Annotated in this window: 23 protein-coding genes; 3 read left to right on the forward strand and 20 right to left on the reverse strand. The window is 59.7% G+C overall.

Features of this window, described 5'->3' with window-relative positions:
- Positions 1–64: 64 nt before the first annotated feature.
- The 5 genes from IHQ43_RS21145 to IHQ43_RS21165 form a co-directional block, all read right to left on the reverse strand.
- Complete coding sequence (locus tag IHQ43_RS21145) at positions 65–598, reverse strand: hypothetical protein (protein ID WP_192561993.1); 534 nt, start codon at positions 596–598, stop codon at positions 65–67.
- 1 nt (position 599) lies between these two features.
- The gene (locus tag IHQ43_RS21150) at positions 600–1,328 is read right to left on the reverse strand and encodes an alpha/beta hydrolase family protein (RefSeq protein ID WP_192561994.1); all 729 of its coding nucleotides are present in this window, start codon (positions 1,326–1,328) and stop codon (positions 600–602) included.
- A gap of 5 nt (positions 1,329–1,333) precedes the next feature.
- A complete protein-coding gene (locus tag IHQ43_RS21155) occupies positions 1,334–1,828 on the reverse strand; it encodes a PAAR domain-containing protein (RefSeq protein ID WP_192561995.1) in 495 nt (164 codons plus the stop codon).
- The gene (locus IHQ43_RS21160) at positions 1,825–2,487 is read right to left on the reverse strand and encodes a hypothetical protein (protein WP_192561996.1); all 663 of its coding nucleotides are present in this window, start codon (positions 2,485–2,487) and stop codon (positions 1,825–1,827) included. The genes IHQ43_RS21155 and IHQ43_RS21160 overlap by 4 nt, the downstream gene beginning before the upstream one ends.
- A 159-nt stretch (positions 2,488–2,646) precedes the next feature.
- The gene (locus IHQ43_RS21165) at positions 2,647–3,126 is read right to left on the reverse strand and encodes a GNAT family N-acetyltransferase (protein WP_041475599.1); all 480 of its coding nucleotides are present in this window, start codon (positions 3,124–3,126) and stop codon (positions 2,647–2,649) included.
- A 111-nt stretch (positions 3,127–3,237) separates the two neighbouring features.
- On the opposite strand from IHQ43_RS21165, the gene IHQ43_RS21170 reads away from it, so the two are divergent.
- The 3 genes from IHQ43_RS21170 to IHQ43_RS21180 all read left to right on the forward strand — a co-directional run bounded on the left by IHQ43_RS21170 (position 3,238) and on the right by IHQ43_RS21180 (position 5,611).
- Positions 3,238–3,891 (forward strand): HD domain-containing protein, encoded by a 654-nt coding sequence (locus IHQ43_RS21170; RefSeq protein WP_192561997.1) that lies wholly within the window; start codon positions 3,238–3,240, stop codon positions 3,889–3,891.
- 111 nt (positions 3,892–4,002) lie between these two features.
- Positions 4,003–5,199 (forward strand): MFS transporter, encoded by a 1,197-nt coding sequence (locus IHQ43_RS21175; protein WP_192561998.1) that lies wholly within the window; start codon positions 4,003–4,005, stop codon positions 5,197–5,199.
- Between the two features lie 82 nt (positions 5,200–5,281).
- Complete coding sequence (locus IHQ43_RS21180; protein ID WP_007950836.1) at positions 5,282–5,611, forward strand: hypothetical protein; 330 nt, start codon at positions 5,282–5,284, stop codon at positions 5,609–5,611.
- Here IHQ43_RS21180 and IHQ43_RS21185 read toward each other — a convergent pair.
- From IHQ43_RS21185 to IHQ43_RS21255, 15 genes are all read right to left on the reverse strand, one after another.
- Complete coding sequence (locus tag IHQ43_RS21185) at positions 5,605–6,534, reverse strand: PfkB family carbohydrate kinase (protein ID WP_192561999.1); 930 nt, start codon at positions 6,532–6,534, stop codon at positions 5,605–5,607. The two genes, IHQ43_RS21180 and IHQ43_RS21185, sit on opposite strands and share 7 nt — an antisense overlap.
- A complete protein-coding gene (locus IHQ43_RS21190; RefSeq protein WP_192562000.1) occupies positions 6,527–7,993 on the reverse strand; it encodes a purine-cytosine permease family protein in 1,467 nt (488 codons plus the stop codon). The genes IHQ43_RS21185 and IHQ43_RS21190 overlap by 8 nt, the downstream gene beginning before the upstream one ends.
- 221 nt (positions 7,994–8,214) lie before the next feature.
- Entirely contained in the window at positions 8,215–9,213 is a 999-nt protein-coding gene (locus tag IHQ43_RS21195) for an ADP-ribosylglycohydrolase family protein (protein WP_192562001.1), read from the reverse strand.
- Positions 9,210–9,923 (reverse strand): GntR family transcriptional regulator, encoded by a 714-nt coding sequence (locus IHQ43_RS21200; protein WP_192562002.1) that lies wholly within the window; start codon positions 9,921–9,923, stop codon positions 9,210–9,212. The genes IHQ43_RS21195 and IHQ43_RS21200 overlap by 4 nt, the downstream gene beginning before the upstream one ends.
- A gap of 185 nt (positions 9,924–10,108) precedes the next feature.
- Positions 10,109–11,077: an L-arabinose ABC transporter permease AraH gene (gene araH, locus IHQ43_RS21205; protein ID WP_192562003.1), complete on the reverse strand. Its 969-nt coding sequence runs from the start codon at positions 11,075–11,077 to the stop codon at positions 10,109–10,111.
- 12 nt (positions 11,078–11,089) lie between these two features.
- On the reverse strand, positions 11,090–12,634 hold the full coding sequence (gene araG / locus IHQ43_RS21210) for an L-arabinose ABC transporter ATP-binding protein AraG (protein WP_192562004.1): 1,545 nt from the start codon (positions 12,632–12,634) through the stop codon (positions 11,090–11,092).
- 56 nt (positions 12,635–12,690) lie between these two features.
- Positions 12,691–13,695: a substrate-binding domain-containing protein gene (locus tag IHQ43_RS21215; RefSeq protein WP_192562005.1), complete on the reverse strand. Its 1,005-nt coding sequence runs from the start codon at positions 13,693–13,695 to the stop codon at positions 12,691–12,693.
- A gap of 143 nt (positions 13,696–13,838) precedes the next feature.
- The gene (locus IHQ43_RS21220; RefSeq protein ID WP_102622546.1) at positions 13,839–14,657 is read right to left on the reverse strand and encodes an SDR family oxidoreductase; all 819 of its coding nucleotides are present in this window, start codon (positions 14,655–14,657) and stop codon (positions 13,839–13,841) included.
- Between the two features lie 270 nt (positions 14,658–14,927).
- Positions 14,928–15,803: an SMP-30/gluconolactonase/LRE family protein gene (locus IHQ43_RS21225; protein ID WP_192562006.1), complete on the reverse strand. Its 876-nt coding sequence runs from the start codon at positions 15,801–15,803 to the stop codon at positions 14,928–14,930.
- Between the two features lie 25 nt (positions 15,804–15,828).
- The gene (locus IHQ43_RS21230; protein ID WP_007950814.1) at positions 15,829–16,545 is read right to left on the reverse strand and encodes a FadR/GntR family transcriptional regulator; all 717 of its coding nucleotides are present in this window, start codon (positions 16,543–16,545) and stop codon (positions 15,829–15,831) included.
- Between the two features lie 129 nt (positions 16,546–16,674).
- Positions 16,675–17,736 carry a Tle-like phospholipase domain-containing protein gene (locus IHQ43_RS21235; RefSeq protein ID WP_192562007.1) on the reverse strand — a complete coding sequence of 354 codons (1,062 nt, stop codon included), beginning with the start codon at positions 17,734–17,736 and terminating at the stop codon, positions 16,675–16,677.
- Positions 17,737–17,844: 108 nt separating this feature from the next.
- Positions 17,845–18,405 carry a DUF1285 domain-containing protein gene (locus IHQ43_RS21240; RefSeq protein ID WP_192562008.1) on the reverse strand — a complete coding sequence of 187 codons (561 nt, stop codon included), beginning with the start codon at positions 18,403–18,405 and terminating at the stop codon, positions 17,845–17,847.
- Between the two features lie 15 nt (positions 18,406–18,420).
- Positions 18,421–19,026, reverse strand: a complete 606-nt coding sequence (locus IHQ43_RS21245) for a DUF4823 domain-containing protein (protein ID WP_064598539.1) — start codon at positions 19,024–19,026, stop codon at positions 18,421–18,423.
- Positions 19,027–19,180: 154 nt separating this feature from the next.
- A complete protein-coding gene (locus IHQ43_RS21250; RefSeq protein ID WP_007950807.1) occupies positions 19,181–20,149 on the reverse strand; it encodes a GTP 3',8-cyclase MoaA in 969 nt (322 codons plus the stop codon).
- 138 nt (positions 20,150–20,287) lie between these two features.
- Positions 20,288–20,926: a TetR/AcrR family transcriptional regulator gene (locus IHQ43_RS21255; RefSeq protein ID WP_007950805.1), complete on the reverse strand. Its 639-nt coding sequence runs from the start codon at positions 20,924–20,926 to the stop codon at positions 20,288–20,290.
- Positions 20,927–21,100 lie beyond the last annotated feature (174 nt).

Genomic DNA, 21,100 nt, shown 5'->3' on the forward strand with positions numbered 1-21,100 from the left:
TCGGGCCTGAAATCTCAATATGTAATTTTGCATCCCATATTTTGGGATGAATCGACCGGCGCATTCAATCCAATCCGTGCTTGTGCCGTATCGCTTGAACAAAAGCTTGCGCAGGAACTTTCATCGGTTCGGAGTAATACGGCCCATACCAATGTGAAGCTGTCAAAAACCTGCACATCACGACATCACGACTGTGCAGTGTTTCCAATAACTGTTTTTCAGAAATGAATGTACCCGACGTTCCCCCATCCAATGTTTGCATGGCAAACACACTCGCTGAATAGATATATCGCAATCCATCTCCTGCCCTATCCACCGCTACCATGTCACCCTCTAAATACATCTTCAATTGCTGCCTTTCCTTGAAGAACACCTCATCATCCAACGAACATATCAACGCATTTCCCACCTGACTTTGCCCGGCATTGATCCGGAAAAAGTTCAGCAGATCACTCGCCGAACTGAATTTAACTTCAAGAAGAGGACTACTGCCGTTATCCCCCATCGAAACAAACTCTATCTCAGAGCCAGGAACCACGATTTTTTTGGAACACGCCACTAAAAAAACAAAAGCAATGACCGAAAGTAAAATTCTCATTTCAAGGCTCCAGATACTTAAGCATTCGTTCAGCAACAAGCTCACAAGCCGATTGTCCCCCTTGTGCCTTTGTTCCAAACAAAGTACCGGCCGCTTCATGGTTGGCATTTACCGAAAAATCAAGATCCGGACCCGATTTCATGAGCCAACGCTCTCCAAGCTCGGCCACATTGTCAGAGTCATTGGGATTGTCAGGTTTTGCCAATACATTGATCCAGTAATCTGCACTCGGTTTCGGGGTTGTAAAGTAAATATCAGAAATCATCCACACCCCCATACCACCCCCTACAGGGTCGAGGGTGACCAATGACTTCACCGTATACCCTTCTTCTTTCAGGATTGCTGAAAGATGAGCGCCATTCCACCCACCCAAACTATGACCCACGATGCTGACATAGACTGACTTATCGCCACCCAAATAACTCAATACATATTTATTGATATCCTTTTTACCGCGCACATCTTTGTAGCTTAAATATACCGTTCGAAATTTTTCTATCGGCACCCCAGCGAGTTTACTTGACATCAATCGTTGTGCGTTTACCACATTCCTATGAGGTGGCTGGTCTTGATAATACTGTTCCTTGTCACCGGCACCACCGATAAAAAACACAACAATCTTCTTAACTTTAATTGCATAAGCCTTGACAGACTGATCAGTTTTGCAGGTCAACTCATGGCTCGCGGCCTCAGTCTTGCAATCTTTGAGCGCGGGATTTTCGACTTCCATTTCGATCACTCTACAAACAGTTTGATAGTTTCTGGCAAATGAGAGCTGATCATATGGGTAAAACCCTGCTCATCAGTAATGCCATGCTCAACGCGCCCATCACCTCGCTGGATTGCATAGGGATGATTGGGGACCGGCTCTCCGGTGGCCTCGTTCGTCACCTGCATCCGATCATTGAAATGCACCGGCATCGGCAACAAGCCACTAAACGCCGCCCCTCCCCCGCTCTGTCCAATAATCACCGTCCCCGACCCACCGACCACGACATTGCCATGCCCTCCAGTGCTGTCGAGCATCGCGGCATTCAGGCCGTTGATGAACACCGTGGCGGAAACACCGCCGGTGATCGGGCTGCCGCACGCCGATTTATCGGTCATGCGCGCAGCGGGGAGTCCGTCGAAGAACACGTCCGGCGAGCCGGAGACGATCGGGTTGGTACCATGGCCTGGCAGTGGGCAAGCGGTTGGGTCGATGACGCGTGCAGCGGGTTTACCACTCAATTCAAAGCTTCTTGCTTCAGAGGTTCCGGGTGAGGCTGATATAGATCGACGTCGGTCACGGCGAAACGCCAGCGGTTGTCGACGGAATCAAACAGCGCGTGACAATGCTCGCGGCTGTTCGGGGGTGTGAGGGTTTGCAGTTGTTGCCAGGCTTCGTCGGCAAACCAGTTCAACTCGGCAGTTGTGGCGTCATCGAGTTGGTTGAGCAAGGTGTTGTAGCCGGTCAGTCGATGCTGGTCGTAGGTGGTTTGCAGCAGCTCGGCCATTTGCGGGCCGAGTTCCAGATAGCGCTCGTCCGTCCAGCGACCCGTTTGCGAGTAGACATACCAGCCCATCGGCGACAGCACACCTTGGTGGAAAATCGATTGCCCCGCAGGCGCGACAAAACCGCAGCACACGTGCAGGGTCAGCCAGCCTTGATGGGCATCGATGAATCCGTTCGGATCGAACGTGCGCAGCGGTATCACCCGGTAGTTTTCGTAGCCCGCACTGCGCGTCATCAGCTCGGCGTCGAGCCGCGAGACAAACGCACGGATGGCTGTGCCACCGAGGCGATTGACGGTGCAGAGGATGTCCACCGGTTGGCGATTAGGGTTGTCGCTTGAGCCGAGGTTTTTGACCAGGCCGTACAGGCGGATCGACGCCCGTAGCCCGCTCATCGCCGGTCACTCGTTGACGCAGCGAAGGCTCCACGGGCGTGGAGAAAGAGTGCCAGAGGCATTGCAGGTGTCGTCCGTGAGCGCGCAAAAATGGCGCGTAGAATGCCGGACCAGAGCAGTTTGGACAATCGAATCAGTAATCAGATTGCCACTATATACTTAGCCCTCGGCAAACTCGCGTAACACCTTGCCATCCATGCGATAACGCACCCACTCTTCCTGCGGCTGGGCGCCGAGGGATTTGTAGAATTCGATGGCCGGGGTGTTCCAGTCCAGCACGCTCCATTCGAAGCGACCACAGTCGTTGGCGCAGGCGATTTTTGCGAGGTGACGCAACAGGGTTTTGCCGGCGCCGCCGCCCCGTTGTTCGGGGGTGATGTAGAGGTCTTCAAGGTACAGGCAGTTGCTGCCCAGCCAGGTCGAATAGCTGAAGAAGAACACCGCAAAACCGATCGGCAGACCGTCACGCAGGCAGATCAGACCGTGGGCCGTGGCGCCTTCGCTGAACAGGCTGCGCTCGATGTCGGCGACGCTGGCGATGACTTCGTGACGGGCCTTTTCGAAGTCTGCAAGTTCAGTGATGAACGCGAGGATTTGCGGTGCATCGCTGGGGGTCGCCGGGCGGATTTCGATCGTCATGGACGGGCCTTGTCGGAAAAAGGAAAACGCCATACTAAGGCGCCGCGCGGCGCTCGTCACATGGCAATCCACAGATTAGGCTAGCGCCGCCGAACACTCGAAAGGATGCCCATGAACAACTTCGCTTTCTCGCCCCTTGTGGAACTCGCCACAGAACTGCTGCCCCACGCGCTGGAACCGTCGGAAGACGGCGCTCATGACCTGTCGCATTTGCAACGGGTCTGGCACAACGCGCGTACGTTGCAGGCGGAAGAAGGCGGCGACCTTGAGGTGTTGCTCGCGGCGGTGCTGCTGCACGATTGCGTCGCGGTAGAAAAGAACTCGCCACTGCGTTCACAGGCATCGCGTCTGGCGGCGGAAAAAGCCTCAAAGGTGCTGGCAAACCTGAACTGGCCCGAAGCAAAAATCGTCACCGTCATCCACGCCATCGAAGCCCACAGTTTTTCCGCCAACATCACCCCGCTAACCCTCGAAGCCCAGCTGATGCAGGACGCCGACCGTCTCGATTCACTCGGCATGCTCGGCGTCGCTCGCACCTTCTACACCGCCGGGCGCATGGGCAGCGCATTGTATGACCCGCACGATCCCGAGGCCCGGGAAAGGGACTACGACGACAAGCGATTCTGCCTCGATCATTTTCAGACCAAACTGCTGCACCTCGCCGACGGTTTCCAGACCGTTGCCGGTCAACGTCTGGCGCAAATCCGTCATCAACGCCTGAAGGGTTTCATGGAGCAATTCAAGGAAGAGATCGGCGTGGTCTGAAGGCGTTACTCCGGTCAATCACGATCCTGAGATCGGCAAGCTCAGACCTAAGCTGCGGGCATGACGTGTTAGATAGATGACGCTCAATTTTTCCGGTCAAGGAACCGCGTCATGCCTCAAGCAACACCCCAGGTCTCGGGCAAACTGTTCGGCCTGTTCTGCCTCGCCAGTTATCTGCTGTCGCTGTCTTATGGCGCGACGTTTTTGCTCTCGCTGCTGATCGGTTCTCGCGGCGGCAACGAGCATGACGCCGGCAGCGTGATCAGTGCGGCGATGCTCAGCACCTTCGTTGCGGTGCTGGTGTCCGGGCACCTGTCCGACTGGCTGGGTGCGGCGCGCTCGATTGCGCTGTTCGGGCTGTTGCTGGTGGCAGCGAGCCTGGGGTTTGCGATGACGCCGGGCTTCGGTCATCTGCTGTTGTTTTTCGGGTTGCTGCTCGGCTTGGGCTGGGGCGTGTTCTACACGCTGGGACCGATCATCGTTGCCAGTCTGGTAAGCCCGGCCCAGCGAGCGAAATACTTTGCGCTGCTGTCCGGCAGCATGATGACCGGGATCGGCAGCGGCCCGTTGCTCGGGCGTGCAGCGAGTGCGGTGGGGTTGCCGGTGACGTCAGCGTTCTATCTGGCGGCTGCGGCGAGCCTGATCGGCGTGCTGCTGTTCTGGCGTCTCGGTGCTCGGTTGAAAGGCACACAGGCAACGTCAGCCGCCCGAATCTCATGTCAGGCGACTGCTCAGGTGCTCAGTTCCCGAGCACTGTTTCCAATCATCATGGTCGGTCTCGGCGGTTGCGTGTTCGGCGGGTTGTCGAGTTTCCAGACCAGCTACGCCGCCGCCCGTTCTCTGGACTATTCGCTGTTCTTTCTGGGCTTCATGAGCGCTGCGATCAGCAGCCGGATGTTGATCGCAGGCTATGTGGTCAAACGTGATCCGCTGCGCGCGTCGTGCCTGTTGTCGGGGTTGATGCTGGGCTCGATCGTGCTGTTCGCGTTCGGTGTACAAAGCGGTTTCAGCTACTTGCTGGCAGCGGTGATGCTCGGTGTTGGTTACGGCCTCACCTACTCGGTGATCAACGGGCTGGCAGCCAACGAAGCGCCGGTCGGCACCACGTCGCAAGCGTTGCTGCTGTTCAGTCTGGCGTACTTCATCGGGGTGTTCGGGTTCCCGCTGCTGGCCGGGAAAATCATCGTCGAGCACGGCATGTCGACGCTGTTGCTGACGGTTCTGGCGGTGGCGGCGTTGAACTGGACGATCACCGTCGGCCGCTTGCTGTGGCGGCGAATCACAGTAAAAAACGCGCTGACGAACTGAACCGTTCGTCGCTCATCCGGCACCTATGCGACGCGAGGGCGGCCCAAGATCAGGTAAGGATTCCAATCACTGGAGAAACCCCATGATCTCGTCAAGGTTGACTGCTCTCGTTTTCGCCGCCCTGCTCTCTCCCGTGGCCTTCGCTGCGACGGCCACCGGAACCGGCCCAACCGATCCGGTCGAGCGCCCGAAAGCTCCGGCCATCCAGAGTGCCCCCGGCATGAACACCGATGGCTCGGGCGTCGAGAACGCCCTGCCACCCGCCACCGGCACCGACCCGCGCACCCAGGGCAACGACCCGGGACGCCAGGGCGGCACTTCCGGCAATCCGGTTCCGCCGGATAATTCCGGCTCCGGCATGGGCTCGAAAACCACCACCGGTGGCTCGGGTTCCGAGGGGGCCGGTCAGTAGGCTGAAGATTCGCGGATCAGCGCATCGACTTCGGCAGTGCCCGGTGAGGTCGCCGGGCCCCAGCGGGTGACGGCCAACGCGGCGGCGGCATTGGCGCGACGGGCGGCTTCGTGAGCCGTCAGTCCTTGCGCCAATCCAGCGACGAACACGCCTGCATGCGCATCGCCTGCGCCGTTGCTGTCCACGGCCTGCACCTTGAAACCCGGCACATGCTGGCGCTCGCCGCGTTGATGAATCCAGCAACCCTGCGGGCCGTCGCGCACCACCATCAGCACATCCTGCGGCAAATGCACGACCAACCGGTCCAACGCGGTTTCGATGTCCGTCGCGCCAGTGAAACGCAATGCCTCGACGCTGTTGCTGGTCCACACATCGATGCGCGGCAGCAACGCCTGCATCATCGGTGAGTCCGGCGACTCCACCAGCGGACCCGGATCGAACACCACGCTGATCGTCTTCGGCAGCGCCAGCGTCCAGTCCAGCAAAGCCTGTGCCTTGCCGCTGTGCAGCAGGCTGTAGCCGCTGACGTAGACAAAGTCCCCCGACTCGGCCGCAACGCTGTTCAGCTCCGCCGTCGTGACCTCTCCTTCAGCGCCGATGTAGGAAATGAAACTGCGCTCGGCCGACGCATCGGTCAGCGCCACGCAGATGCCGGTGTCGCGCTCTGCAGGCTGGTCGATGCCGATGCGGATGCCTTCGGCGTTCATCGCCTGCCGTGCCAGTTCGCCGAAACGACCATTGCCATGGCGGCCGAGATAGACCACCGGCAAGCCATTGCGCGCGGCGGCAGCCATGACATTGAAGCCGCCGCCGGCTTCGAAACTGGCGGACTGCGCCAGCACGTCACCACCGATTTTCGGCAGCGCGTCCACGGCCATGACCAGGTCGATGATGACCTGGCCGGTGTGCAACATCTTAGGCATGAGCATTCTCGGTTTGCGCGGCGCGGCGGTCTTTCGCCCCGCCGAGTACGAAGTAAATGCCGCCGGCGACCACAAAGGTCACGATCCAGCCGAGGCCGTTGTGGCCCAGCCACGAGTCGGACAGGAAGCCCTTGAACCAGACATTTTCAGCCGTGGTGCCGATGGTGGTGAAACTGAAGCCCAGCACGATTGCAATCGCCCATGCGCCGAAAGCGCGCCACTCGATGCCGCCGCTGTACCAGTAGGCGCTGCTCGGGCTGACGTCGAGCAGGTCTTTCGGGCTGTAGTAGTGACGGTGAATCAGGTCGACCACGAAGATCCCGACCCACGCAGTGATCGGCACCGCCAGCAGGGAAATGAAGGTAATGAACGGACCGTAGAAGCTGTCGGCGATCAGCATGAAGTAGATCGAACCGGCGAAGATCGCAACGATATCGACCACTACCGCGTACACACGCTTGACCTTCAGGCCGAGGGTCAGCGTGGTCAGACCGGCGGAGTACACCGACAGGTTGTTCGACAGCAGCAGGCCACCGAATGCGGTGATCAGGTACGGCACGGCCATCCAGGTCGGCAGCATGTCGCGGATCGCCACGATCGGGTCGGTCGCCGAAGCGAGGTCGTTGTTGCCCACCGACAGCAGGCCGCCGAGGGTGATCAACAGCACCAATGGAATCCCCGCGCCGAACGCTGCCGAAGCGACCAGGCGCACGGCTTTGACGCTGCGATGCTGATAGCGCGACATGTCCGCGCCAGCGTTGGCCCAGCCAATCCCGGTGCCGGCCGCCATGGTGCCGATGCCGATGATCATCGCGCTCATCGGCGCCGGCGTGGCGTTGAATACCGCGCTCCAGTCGATGGTCGCGCAGAGGAAGCCGCCGACCAGAATGTTCAGCGCGCCGAATACGTAGGTCGCCCACTTCTGGATCACCAGCAAGGTGGCGTGGCCAAGGCCAGATACCGACAGGGTCAGCAGCACGAAAATCGCGATGAAGATCAGGGTCAGCACCGGTGCGCTTTTGGCTTCAACCGGCGAGCCGAACAGGATCGAGCACAGCGACAACAGCACAAACGCCGCAGTCGTGGTGTTCACTGTTTCCCAGCCCAGGCGCGACATCAGCGAGACCAGCGTCGGGCCGATATTGCCGCGCACACCGAAGATCGCCCGGGACAGAGTCAGGCTCGGCGCACGACCGCGGCGACCGGCAATCGAGATGATCCCCACCACCGCGAACGAACCGGCAGCGCCGAGGATCGCGACGATGATCGCTTGCCAGATCGCCAGGCCGCGAAACGCCACCAGCGTGGCGCCCAGCGGCAGGCCGAGGATGGAAATGTTGGCGGCGAACCAGACCCAGAACAGTTGCAGCGGATGGCCGTTGCACTCGCCTTCCGGCACCGGTTCGATGCCACGGGTTTCCAGTTGCCCGACGCTTTGCCCGGCGTTCGATGAACTCATGAAAAATGCTCCTGTTTGCCTTTATTGTGGTTGTGGCAATGACGCAGAACGACAAGACATCCCGCCCGTCCTGGGCCTGTCTGCGCGATCCATTGCGGGTGAATATTCAGGATTTTTGGTGCGCCCATCGCTGGCAAGCCAGCTCCCACAGGGACTGTGCAAGTCTCAAGGTTCACTTCGAACCTGTGGGAGCTGGCTTGCCAGCGATGGCGTCAGTCCAATCAGCGCAGGGCCAAAAGTCCCTGCACCAACGGTTCCAGCTCCAGATCGTTGACGGCTTTGACGGTTTCAATCATCGGCGCCGGCCAGCTCTGCAGGCCCAGGCAGGCCCCGAGCATGGCGCCGAGAATCGCCGCGATCGTGTCGGTGTCGCCACCCAGGCTCGCGGCCATGCACAGCGCATCGAACGGCGTCATTTCACCGACCGCGACTTGCTGCGCGAGGGCGAACGACACCACCACCGATTCCTGCGACGCCACCGAGGTGCCGATCACGTCGTACAGCAGATCCGCGAGCAACACCGGGTCGCTTTCGACACTGATGCTGCGCGCCCAACTGATCCGCGAGGCGATACGCCCACCGGCCACCCAGTGCCCGTGAGACTCCGCTTGCTGGGCGATCTGCTGACCGAGGTTCAGCGCCTCGCCCAAGTCCAGGCCGTTGATCCCGGCAGAAACCACCGCCGCCACCGCCGCCGCGCTGGAAATCCCCAGCGTGGTGTTGTGAGTGACCTGACAGGCCTGCACCACCGCTGCGATAAAGCGCTCGGGGTCGGCGACATTCGCTGCGATTCCCACCGGGGTGATGCGCATCGCGGCGCCGTTGGTGGTGCCGTAGCGGCCAGCCTCTTCGGGCGAATGGCCGGCGAGGATCATTTCGATTGCGCGTTTGGTCGAGGGGCCGAGCAAGTCCTGCGAGCCCTTGGCCTGCATCTCGGCTTCCCATTCGATCAACCGTTGCGCAAGCACCGCCGGTTCGATCCGGCCCTTGCCTTCGACCAATAACTCGCCGACCAGAATCGCCTGTTCGGTGTCATCGGTGATCGATCCCTTGGGCATGTTCGCGGCAATCGGCTGCAAGGGGCCGGCGTCTTGCAGATCGGTGATCTGGCCGAAGCGCTGCTTGATGGTTTCGCGGTTGAGGGATTGGGTCGGCATGCCCAGCGCGTCGCCGAGGGCCAGGCCGTAAAACGCGCCCAAGGCACGGTCGAGGGCGGTCATTTTGATTCTCCAAATTGCAGGTGCAGACGGAAGTGCACCGGGTCGAGCAGGCTTTCGACCTGTTCCATGAAGCGGTTCTGCCGGTCGTAGGTGGTGCGCAACGCCTTGAGGAACACCGTGCCTTCCGGACGGCCGAGCAGTTCGGCGTCCATCGCGTTGAGCGGTTCGGCGCCGATCCATTGATCGCCGCGCTCACCGACGTACCCGTAGGCGGCCAAGGTGATGGTCAGGGAGTTGTCGATCAGGCCGACCCGCGGCAGGCTTTCCAGGCCTCCGGTGGCGGGCATCAGAGAGCGTTCGAGGGACACCGCCGTGCCGTCGTTGGAGCGTCGGCGGCGCTCGAGAAGAATGAATTGATCGGAGCCGAAACGCGGAAGCAAATCCTCGCGGGTCACGGCCTCCAGACGCAGCACATCGGTATTGATCAACGCCCCGCTGTCGGCGAGGGCCTGGGCCCAGCCGCTGCGCTGGTCGAGCACCACCCCGTCGAAGGTGACGATGGAACCGACCCCGCTTTGCGTGGCGATGTAATTGCGCCGCTTCAGTTCGGCCAGCGCTTCGCGCAACGTGCCACGGCTGACGTTGAATTCCTGAGCCAACTGATGCTCGCCGGGCAATAGAAAGCCGTCCTCCATGAGGCCGCTTTCGATGCGTCGGACGAGCTCGTCGACCACCCGTTGTTTCTTGTCAAATCGTACCTGTCTAATCATGTACAAATTGATAACCGAAACAGGACAGAGCGAGCAAGGAGTATTTATCTGGAAGTGACGGAAGGTTCGGTAGACAGGATGAACTGTGGGAGCGAGCTTGCTCGCGATAAGGCCTGAACATCCAACATCAGAGTGCCGGATCTACCTCTATCGCGAGCAAGCTCGCTCCCACAGGGTATTGCGGATTACCGTTGTTTCAGACGGTCGATAACCACAGCCAACAGCAAAATCGAACCACGAATCACATACTGATAAAACGTGTCGATATTCTTCAGGTTCATCGCATTCTCGATAATCGCCAGAATCAGCACCCCGGCGATCACATGCCGGATCATCCCGATCCCGCCACTCAGCGACACCCCGCCCAGCACGCAGGCCGAAATCACCGTCAGCTCAAACCCCTGCCCGATCATCGGCTGCCCGGAAGTCATCCGCGACGCCAGAATCACCCCCGCCAGCGCACCAATCACCCCATGCACCGCGAAGATGATGATCTTCGTGCGATCAACATTCACCCCTGCCAGCAACGCCGCTTCCTGGTTGCCACCGATGGCCATGGTGTTGCGCCCGTAGGTCGTGTAGTTCAGCAACCAGCCGAAAAACAAGAAGCAGACAATGGTGATCAGGATCGGCACCGGCACGCCGAACAACTGGCCGTTGCCGAACACGAAGAACGATTCCTGGGACACGCCCACCGCTTTGCCATTGGCAAAAATGTAGGCCAGGCCACGGACGATCTGCATGGTCGCCAGCGTCGTGATCAACGCATTGACCCGCAACTTGGCGATCACGATGCCGTTGATCAGGCCGACGATCAGGCCCATCACCAGCGCGGCGCTGACGCCGAGAAACACGCTGTTGGTATCGCGCATCACCACCGCCGCAACCACCCCGGCGCAGGCAATTACCGAACCCACGGACAGGTCGAAATGCCCCGACGCCAGGCAGTACAACATGGTGCACGCGGCGATCCCGGTGGTGGAAATCGCCAGGCCCAGGCCGCGCATGTTCAGCGGTGACAGGAAGTTATCGATCAGCAAGGTACAGGCGAGAAAGATCCCGACCGCCGCCAGCAACATCACCCAGTCATCGAGGAAGCGCCGCATATCCAGAGGCTTGCGCTCGGTCGGCAGGGTTTCGTTTTGGGTTGTCATCATAGTCACCTCTCAGTTCGCCACGCCGTCAGCGCGGTGGCGCGGCAAAGCCAGTTGCAGCAGGTTGGATTCGTTGGCCTGGTCGCGGCTGACTTCGCCACGCAGGGCGCCCTCGCACAGCACCAGAATGCGGTCGGAAATGCCCATTACTTCCATCAGATCGCTGGACACCACGATCACCGAAATACCGTCGGCGGCGAGGTTATGGATGATCTGGTAGATCTCGGCCTTGGCGCCGATGTCGATGCCCCGGGTCGGTTCGTCGAGCAGCAGGACCTTCATCGGCATCGACAGCCAGCGGCCGAGAATCGCCTTCTGCTGATTACCGCCGGAGAGGAACTTGATCTGTTGCCCGGCGTGGGGCGTCTTCACTTTCAGGGCCTTGATCTGTTTGTCGGCGTTGCCCTTTTCCCAGATCCCGCGCAGCAGGCAACCGAGCCCGGAGTTGGCGCCGCGCGCACTGATGTTGATGTTCTCAGCGACACTGGCGAGGGGGATGATGCCCTCCTTCTTGCGATCCTCCGGGCACAGCAGAATCCCGGCGGCAATCGCATCACGAGGCGAACGCAGCTTCAGTTCATGGCCGCGCAATTCCAGGCGTCCGGCGGTGTTGCGCTCCAGGCCACTGAGCAGACGAAACAGCTCGGTGCGCCCTGCCCCGACCAGTCCGAACAGGCCCAGAATCTCGCCTTTGTGCGCATCGAAACTGATCGGCTCGCGCAGGCCCGGGCCGAGCAAGCCATCGACTCTCAGCGCCACGGCACCGCGCGGGCGACCGCGATAATCGTAGATGTCCTGAATGTCGCGCCCGACCATGCAGGTCACCAGTTGATCGTGGGTCAACTGGCTCATGTCCTCGAAGGTACGCACGTAGCGACCGTCCTTGAACACCGTCACCGCGTCGCAGATGCGGAACACTTCTTCCATGCGATGGGAGACGTAGAGCACCACTTTGCCCTCGTCGCGCAGCCGACCGATGATCGCCATCAAGCGGTCGATTTCCCGCGCTGAGAGGCTGCTGGTCGGTTCGTCAAAGGCAATCACATGGGCGCCACGGGACAACGCCTTGGCGATTTCCACCAGTTGCCGCTGACCGAGAGAGAGGCGTCCGACCTTGGTCTGCGGGTCGATTTCATCGGCCAGGCCCTTGAGGCAGGCCAAGGCTCGCTGGCGCAGCGCGCCGCGATTGATCAGGCCGAAACTGGCCGGCAAGTGACCGAGAAACAGGTTCTCGGCCACGGTCATTTCCGGCACCAGATGCAGCTCCTGGTGAATCACCGCCACGCCGCTGCCGATGCTGTCGGCAGTGGACTTGAAGGCCATCGTCCGCTCGCCGATCTGTAGCTCGCCACTGCTCGGGATGTAGGCGCCGCCGAGGATTTTCAGCAGCGTCGATTTGCCCGCGCCGTTCTCGCCCATCAAAGCGTGAACCTGCCCGGGGTGAGCGACGAAACTGATGCCGTCCAGCGCCTTCACGCCCGGGAAGGTCTTGCCGATCCCGTTGAAACGCAGGCTGCCGCTGGCGCTGTGTTCTTGTGTCTGTACTTGCGCGTGCATTTAAGCCACCTCATCACACCGTTCAAGCGGCCCGGCTGCCCGGACCGCCGCTGCCGTCAGTTCCACAGGCCGATCTTCTCCAGCTCCTGCTTGAAGTTGTCGCGGGTGATCAGGGTGACGTCGTCCATCGCGGTGTACTTCGGCGGTTCTTTGCCGGTGGTGACCCACTCGAACATCATGGCCGCGGTGTTGTAGCCCTCAATGTGCGGGCTCGGCAGCATCGAACCGTAGAAGCCGCTGTTGGGCTTTTTCAGCTCGCCGATCGCATCGGTACCGTTGATGCCGATGCCGATCACGTTGGCCGCGGCAAACCCGGCGGCTTCGGTGGCGCGCACGCCGCCCAGCACAGTGTTGTCGTTCATGCCGCCGATGATCAGGTTCTTCGCCGCGTCCGGCAGCTTGACCAGCGCCGAGTTGGTGGCGTCCATGCTGCCCGGTACGTCGAGGGTTTTCAGGGCGGCGGTCAGAATGTGATCCTTCGGCATGCCCGCGTCTTCGAGGGCCTTCATCGAGCCATCGGTGCGCTTCTTGCCGGTGTCGAGTTCGTTGTAGGTGTTGACCACCGCGTAGGTGTCTTTCCAGTCCCAGTTACGCTTTTTCGCCTCGGCGGCCATGGCGGCGCCCTGCTTCTGGCCGACTTCGAACGCGGCCATGCCGAGGTACGGCACTTCCTCCATGAACTTGCCATTGGCGTCGACGAAGCGGTCGTCGACGGCAATCACTTTCAGATCATTGAGTTTGGCCTTGGCCATGATCGCCGGGCCGAGGGACACGTCCGGCGGGCAGATGACGAAGCCCTTGGCGCCGTTGGCCGCAAGGCTGTCGATGGCCGAGAGGGTTTTCTCGCCATCCGGCACGGCGATCTTGATCAGCTCGAAGCCTTTGTCCTTGGCAGCTTTCTCGGCGAAGGCCCACTCAGTCTGGAACCACGGCTCTTCGGCCTGCTTGACCAGGAAACCGATCTTCACCGGATCGGCGGCCAGCAGCGAACTGCTCAGGCTGAATGCAGTGACCGCCAGCGCGGTACTGCAGAGGGTACGAATCCCGAAACGACGTTTCATAAGCAGACTCCTTGTTATTTTTCTTGAGCGTTATTTGAAAAGCGTTACAGCGGTCGAAGCGTTTCCCGCAAATCATGACGACAATAGTCATATCGTATGATGATTGGATTTCAGGCGGACCTTGCCACCTGAATTCCGTTTTTTCAGTCGTGGTACATCACCGAGCGACCACCATCGATGGTGATGCACGAGGCGTTGATGAACGGCGCTTCATCACTGGCCAGGAACACGGCGGTCATCGCCACTTCAATCGGCTGGCCGATGCGTTTCGGTGGGTGCAGATCGAAGGCGCGCTGACGTTCGGCGTGAGGGTCGGCGAAGCCGTTCCAGTAATCGACGTTGAGCTGGGTCTCGATGTAACCCGGCGCAATCGCGTTGACGCGAATGCCCTTCGGCGCATACTCGATGCCCAGAGCGCGGGTCAGCCCGAGCAGGCCGTGCTTGGCCACCGGGTACGGAAAGCAGCCGGGAATAATGTTGGTGGAATGGGTCGAGGCAATGTTGATGATGCTGCCGATGCCTTGCTCGATCATCTGCGGCAGCACGGCTTTGCAGCCATACCAGGCGCCGTCGAGGTCGATGGCGAAGCAGCGGCGCCAGTCCTCTTCGGTCATTTCCAGCGGATCGCGGAATACGTTGACCCCGGCGCAATTGACCAGCACGTCGATGCGACCGTGCAGCTCGATGGCCAGTTTGGCCATGGCGTGCAGATCCTGCTGACGCGAGACGTCGGCCTTGATCGCTTGCACGTCGGCGCCCTGCTCGCGCCAGTGCGCGGCAACTTTCTCGACCTTTTCAGCCTGGATATCGCTGATCACCAGTTTTGCCTGCTGGGAGGCGAAGGTCGCGACGATCGCTTCGCCGATGCCTTGGGCGGCGCCGGTCAGCAATACGACCTTGTTTTTCAGGCGCTCACCTTTCGGTGGCTCGGGCACCGGTGGCAGGGACAGAGGTTCAGCCATGAATCAGGACTCCTGTTCGAAAGCATAAAAAAACCGGGCATCTGACGATGTCCGGTCTGGAAGGCTTGTGGAACAAAACAGGCGAGCGCACGCCGCGGCACCGAAACGGCCCGAAGCGCTGACTCCGCTGTGGAGTGCGATGGAAATTCGCTGCATCACTTCACCTGTTTTGTTCTTTTTAAGTGTGAGTGCGTGTTACTGCTGGAGCCGACTATAAACCCGACCGCCGAATAATCTCAATATATAATTTTGCATCCCATATTTTGGGATTTAACTGGCGAATCGCGTACAGAGCTTTCCGGCGACATCCACTTGCAGCGACAGCACAGCGCCGTCCAGCGGATGGTTCAGCGGACTTTTGGCGCTGGTGATGTACAGGGTTTTCAGGTCTGCGCCGCCGAATACGCAACTGGTCGGGCGGCTGATCGGCAGGTCGATCTTGCGGTCGATCTGGCCATCGGGCGTCAGGCGCAGCAGGCAGCTGCCGTCCCAGCGGGCGTTCCACACGTAGCCTTCGGCGTCCATCGCCGAACCGTCCGGGCCACCGTTCTGATCAGAGCTGTACCAAGGCTGGGCCGTATCGAGGTTGCCGTCGGTGTGAATGAAATAGCGGTACAAGGTGCTGTCGAGGCTGTCGCCGAACAGCAGTGTGGTGCCGTCGTCACTCCAGAGCAGCGTGTTGGGAATGCCCAGGCCACGCAGCAATGGCGTGACGCGTTTATCCAGATCAATCCGGAACAGCCCTCCGGAACGACGAGTGATCGGCAGATCCTCGCCCTGCTCGCCGATGTTGTTTTGCATGGTGCCGAGCCACAAGCGGCCCTGGCCATCGCACCGTGCTTCGTTGGCACGGTTGCCCGGTTGCGGATCGGCGACGCAAAACAGCGTCAGTCGCGGTGCAAGTCCGGGGGAATCCAGATCGAGCCGGTAGACGCCGCTGCTCAGGGTCACCAGTGCATCGCCGCCGGCGCAGGGAATGAACGCCGAGACGTGTTCCGGCATCTGCCAGATCTGCACGTTCTGCCCGATCAGCCGTAGCGCCTGCTTGCCGGCAATGTCCGCCCAGTACAGCGCCTGGGTCGGGGCGTCCCAGAACGGGCCTTCGCCCAGTTGCGCCCGATGCTCTGTCACCGCAGTCCACGTCATGCAACCTCCTGTCTTGTTGTTTTTGTCAGCTGGCTTTCTTGTCGGCCATCACCTGCGGGTAAAACCGCTTGATGGCCAGGTCGGCATTGTCGATCAGGGTCATGCAGGCCCACACCCCGCGCGCGGCATCCCGGGCGGCGATGGCGTCGGCCATGTCTTTGTGAATGGGCAGTGTGCGGCGCAATTCGTCGGGGTCGGCCGCCGAGACTTCGAAGGATACGGCGAGCAGCGCACCGAGGGCGGGCACCATTTGTTCGATGAATTGATTGTGGCTGGCGGCGAGAATGCATTCGTGGAAGAACTGGTCGGCGCGGTTGTAATCGATGCCGCTGTCCACTGCGCGCTCCAGCGCGTTGTAGGCCTGTTGCACGGCTTGCACCTGTTCGACGGTCGCCCGTTCGCAGGCCCAGCGCACCGCCATCGGTTCAATGGTGCGGCGCAGGTCGAGCAGGTCGTCGACGAAATTTTCCGGCAGGCCGCTGCGTGACAGCCAGCCGACGACTTGCGGATCGAACAGATTCCAGCGCTTGATCGGCAGCACCCGCGTGCCGACTTTCGGCCCGACTTCGAGCATGCCTTTGGCGACGAGAGTCTTGATGGCTTCGCGAATCACGGTGCGACTGACGCCGAGCTGCTCGCCCAGATCGGCCTCGACCTTGATCGCTTGCCCCGGTTTTACCTGGCCGGCGGCAATCCAGGCGCCCAGCCAGTCAACCGTTGATGCGTGGAAACTGCTCGACATGGATACCCCGAAGCTGTTTGCTATGGGTGCCCACGCTAATCATCATATGATTAAACGTCAATCGAGTCTTTCAGGCTAACGAGCATATAGCCTCAGGGGTACAGCTCATCCCCCCCAAAGCTACCGGCCTCAAGGAGCCGGAGGCGAGATCAGCGGCGCTGCCTGGTCAGCAAAACTCTCGGTGTACACGACATCCTTGGTTGCCCCTGCCACTTCCGCGAAGCGGCAGGCAAAGAATTGACTTCCATGATTGGAAACACCCCCTGGGGTGGTCATGAAATTGAATCGCAGATCCCTGACGTACGAATCCCTTTTTTGCGGCGGGACAATCATATTGATGACCAACCGCACATACGCAAGCGCTTCGCCATGTTCAAAAACGCGGTCGATTTCTAATCCGTGAGTATTCTCATCACGGGGGGGATTCTGCGTACTGAGCCAACCCGTGACAGGGGAGGAGTTGAATGCCACGACTTTTGAGACCTTGATCAAGTGCTCACTGGATCTGGGCATTGCGTAGGCCAACTGCTGCGCCAGACCACCTCCAAGGGAATGCCCCAAAGCGGTGACTTTCACATCAGGGGGCAGTCGATGCTGACGAATGCGGGTTTGTATTTCATCCTCGAATACCCGAGCCACAATATCTCGCGTTATATCGTATTGGTCTTCGCCACGCAGCTTTGTCGGGATGAACCAGCGCGCATTGGACTCCCAGTCCTGACGCTGGTCGCCCTCGGTACCACGAAAAACAATAGCGACCTCTGAAACATCACTGCTTCCCTTGCCTGTTCGATGCTCCCACACACTGAAAAACAACTTCGCTTTCTCAGCCTTTTTCGCCAAATTGGGTCCAGGGAACTGAGTCCATGCATGCCAGCCAGGCGTAGGGATTGTTACACCACTGTGAGGTCTACACGCACGCTCGAACTGCTTGGACAGAGGCTCTGTCACCTGCTTGATATTTGCCTGCGCCAGTTGTTGTTGGTAATTAGGCCATTCCAAGTGATAGGCATTCGCCGCGAGAGCTGTGTAAACCCAATAGTTCTTCGCGACTGTTTCAACGTCATGATGAATCGTATAACTGCTCTGATCATGCTCTCGAATCAGTACCGTATCCGGTTTCTGTATCCATGAGCTGCATCCTGTCTGCAAAACGATCAACGTCAGCGCACCGACTTGATGTCTGTTCATTTCCATGCCCCTTTGGCGAGTGGCACTTTGCCACACTACAGCTATAGCAGTTGCAGAAGGGGATTCAAGCAGTCTGAATCTGTGGATCGGAGTCAGGCGGACGCCGTCTTAAGGTTCAAGACCGATGCGGAAAAACTCGCCGCCGCTCCAGACGCCGAGCCAGCGCTGGCCATCGATTTCACGGCTGACAGCCAGCTCGACCAATTGGTAGAACACGTTGCGGTGGATCAGCGCTTCAAGGTTGGTGCGCACATGTACGTATGGCGCAGGTTCTTGCGTTGTCGGATCGATCTCGACCCGGATCGGATGTTCCGGGCCGGCCTCGGTGGTTTCATCGACGTTGGTGGTAAAGCGCAGCACTTGCGCCTCACCCTCGCCTTCCACCTCGACGGCAACCGCCACGAATGGCGCGTCATCGACCTTGATCCCGACTTTCTCCACCGGCGTGATCAGGAAATAGTCATCACCATCGCGGCGGATGATCGTGGAGAACAGCTTGACCATCGGCTTGCGCCCGATCGGCGTGCCCAGGTAGTACCAGGTGCCGTCGCGGGCGATGCGCATGTCGATGTCGCCGCAGAAATCCGGGTCCCACAAGTGCACCGGCGGCAAGCCTTTGGTTTTGGGGATTTGCCCCAGCAGGTCATTGGCTTTTTGCGGGCCACTCATGGCGTACTCCTTGAATTACTGGTCCCCGACGCCCAGCAGGCTGCGCGCGTACTGCGCAAGCGGTGGGCCGATCAGGTCTTCGGGCTTGTTGTCGTGGAACGTCAGTAAACCGCCACGACTCTTGATCCGTGCAGTATCAATCAAATACTGGGTGCTGGTCTCGATCAACATGATCTGAATCACGCCGCCGTCAATACCGAGGCGATCCACGGCTTCCTCATCCAGCCATTCATCGGAGTTGCCGATACGGTCGTCGGCCTTGGCGAAACGGGTGTACAGCAGATAGTGGGCACCGGCGTCGCGGGCTTCGCCCATCGCCTGGTCGAGGCCTTCCGGCGCACGGGCGCGGCGGACCATCGGGAAGTATTCGACGAAGCCTTTGAAGGCTTCTTCGGCCACTACGTTTGGACGAGGGTAGGAGCCACCCGGCGGCGCGAACGAGCCTTGCGCAATGTAGATGAACGAATCCGGCTGAATGCGGAAATTGTTTACGCGACGGCTGTCGCTGTGGTCCAGCAAGCCCGCGTCGCTCATCTGGTAGCGAGTCCCTTCGGCCATGTCACTGACAGTCATACAGCCGCCCAGCGCCAAAACGGCCAGCAGCAAAACCAGGCTACGCATCCTAATCCTCCAGAAGCCGGTGACGGAAAACCGGCGAATGGCCGTAGGATGCAGCTTTTGCGCCATTTCCAGATCTTCGTCGATTGTTCGATCGTAATCGCGAGCAGGCTCGCTCCCACAGGAGTCAGCATTTACCTGCTCGCGATGAGGATTTTCAGCCGCCGATGATCTTCATGACGGTTGCGCCGCCGGAGAAAGCGACTTCCTGCTTGTCGCCCAGCGCCTTGACCAGCAGTCGCTGCAACGCCGGCAGCGCCTCGTGGCGCGGCTTGTCGAGCAGGTCACCGACATAGTGGCGGTTGCTCGACGACAGGCAGCCATGCAGCCATCCGGTGGACGACAGGCGCAGGCGCGAGCAGGTTCGGCAGAACGGCACGCTTTCGTTGGCGATCACGCCGAAGTTGCCCCGACCGGGAATCGCATAGCGAACCGCCGTGGCGTCCACCGGGGCGTCGGTTTGCGCGTACTCGTAATGTTCGCCGATCAGGCTCAGCAGCTGTTGCAGGCTGACGAACTGTTGCAGGAAGGCGTTGGAATCAGTGGCCAGGTGGCCCATGCGCATCAGTTCGATGAAGCGCAGTTCGAAGCCGCGTTCAAGGCAGTAATCGAGCAACGGCATCACCTGATCAAGGTTCTGCCCGCGCAACGGCACCATGTTGACCTTGATCTTCATCCCCGCCGCTGCCGCCTGATCCATGCCATCCAGCACGGTGGCCAGATCACCGCCACGGGCAATGCTGCGGAACGCGCCGGCGTCCAGGGTATCGAGGGAAACGTTGATGCGTCGCAGGCCGGCATCGACCAGCAGCGGGAGTTTCTTCGCCAGGAGCTGGCCGTTGGTGGTCAGGCTGATGTCTTCCAGGCCCATCTTGCCGACGGCGCTCATGAAAGATTCGAGTTTGGGACTGACCAGCGGCTCGCCGCCAGTGATGCGCAGGCGCTCGATGCCGGCAGCTTCGATCAGATAAGCCACGCCACGTGCCATGGCCTCGGCCGACAGTTCATCCTGCGCAGCCACCAGCCGCTTGCCATTGGGCACGCAGTAGGTACAGGCGTAATTGCAGGCTGAAGTCAGACTGATCCGCAAATTGCGAAAACGCCTGCCTTGACGGTCAACGATCATGAAGCACTCCGGCGATGGAAAATCGAGCGACTAAAACTTGACTCACAATTCAAGTTTTAGCAAGCCCTATGCCTGAGTATATTCCTGCGGTACTGCGCCATGTAGCGAAAAACACGGCGCATAAGGCGACTGAATGATTCAGCTGCTCGGCGTTTCAGGGTCGCGCTTGCGCTTGTTGCCCATGCGCACGCCGATGTCCATCAGGAACTGGAAGAAACCTTCCTGATCTTCCAGCACATTGCTCCAGAACGGCGAGTGATACAGCGCCACCGCGCCGTGCACCAGCGCCCAGGATGCGCAGTAGTGGAAGTACGGCGGCACGTCTTCGAGCTTGCCTTCGCTGATGCGGCCCTTGATGAGCAGCGTCAGGCGTTCGAAGTTCGAGGCTCGGATCTTGTGCAGTTCCTCGACCATCTCCGGGACTTGATTGCCCTTGACCACCTTCTCCTCCAGGCGATCGAACAGGCGATAGCGCTGCGGGTCGCGCATGCGGAATTCAAAGTAGGCACGGGACAGCGCTTCCTTGTCCTTGTCGACATCGGCCGAGTGCAACAGCTCGTTCAAGTCGCGCTCGTAATCGAGCATCAGGCGCAGATAGATTTCGGCCTTGGACTTGAAGTGCTTGTAGATCGTGCCTTTGCCGATACCCACGGCATCAGCAATCATCTCGACGGTGACACTGTCTTCACCTTGTTCGAGGAACAGCTTGAGCGCGGTATCGAGAATTTCTTGCTCGCGGCGACGAAACTCACGGACCTTACGAGGTTCTTTGTGCATAAGAAAAGGTCTGTAGGGGTCAAAATTCGAAGCCGCGTATTATGCCTAACTTGCGCAAAAATGCACGGATCATCCGACCATATCTGTGTTTCTTGTTCATTTCACGAACGTTTCGGGGGGAATGAGAACATAACCGAAGCGAACGTATTCCAAATTTGTTTAAAAACCCCGGCC

This window comes from Pseudomonas gozinkensis (assembly GCF_014863585.1).
In the GTDB taxonomy this organism is placed as follows: Bacteria; Pseudomonadota; Gammaproteobacteria; order Pseudomonadales; family Pseudomonadaceae; genus Aquipseudomonas; species Aquipseudomonas gozinkensis.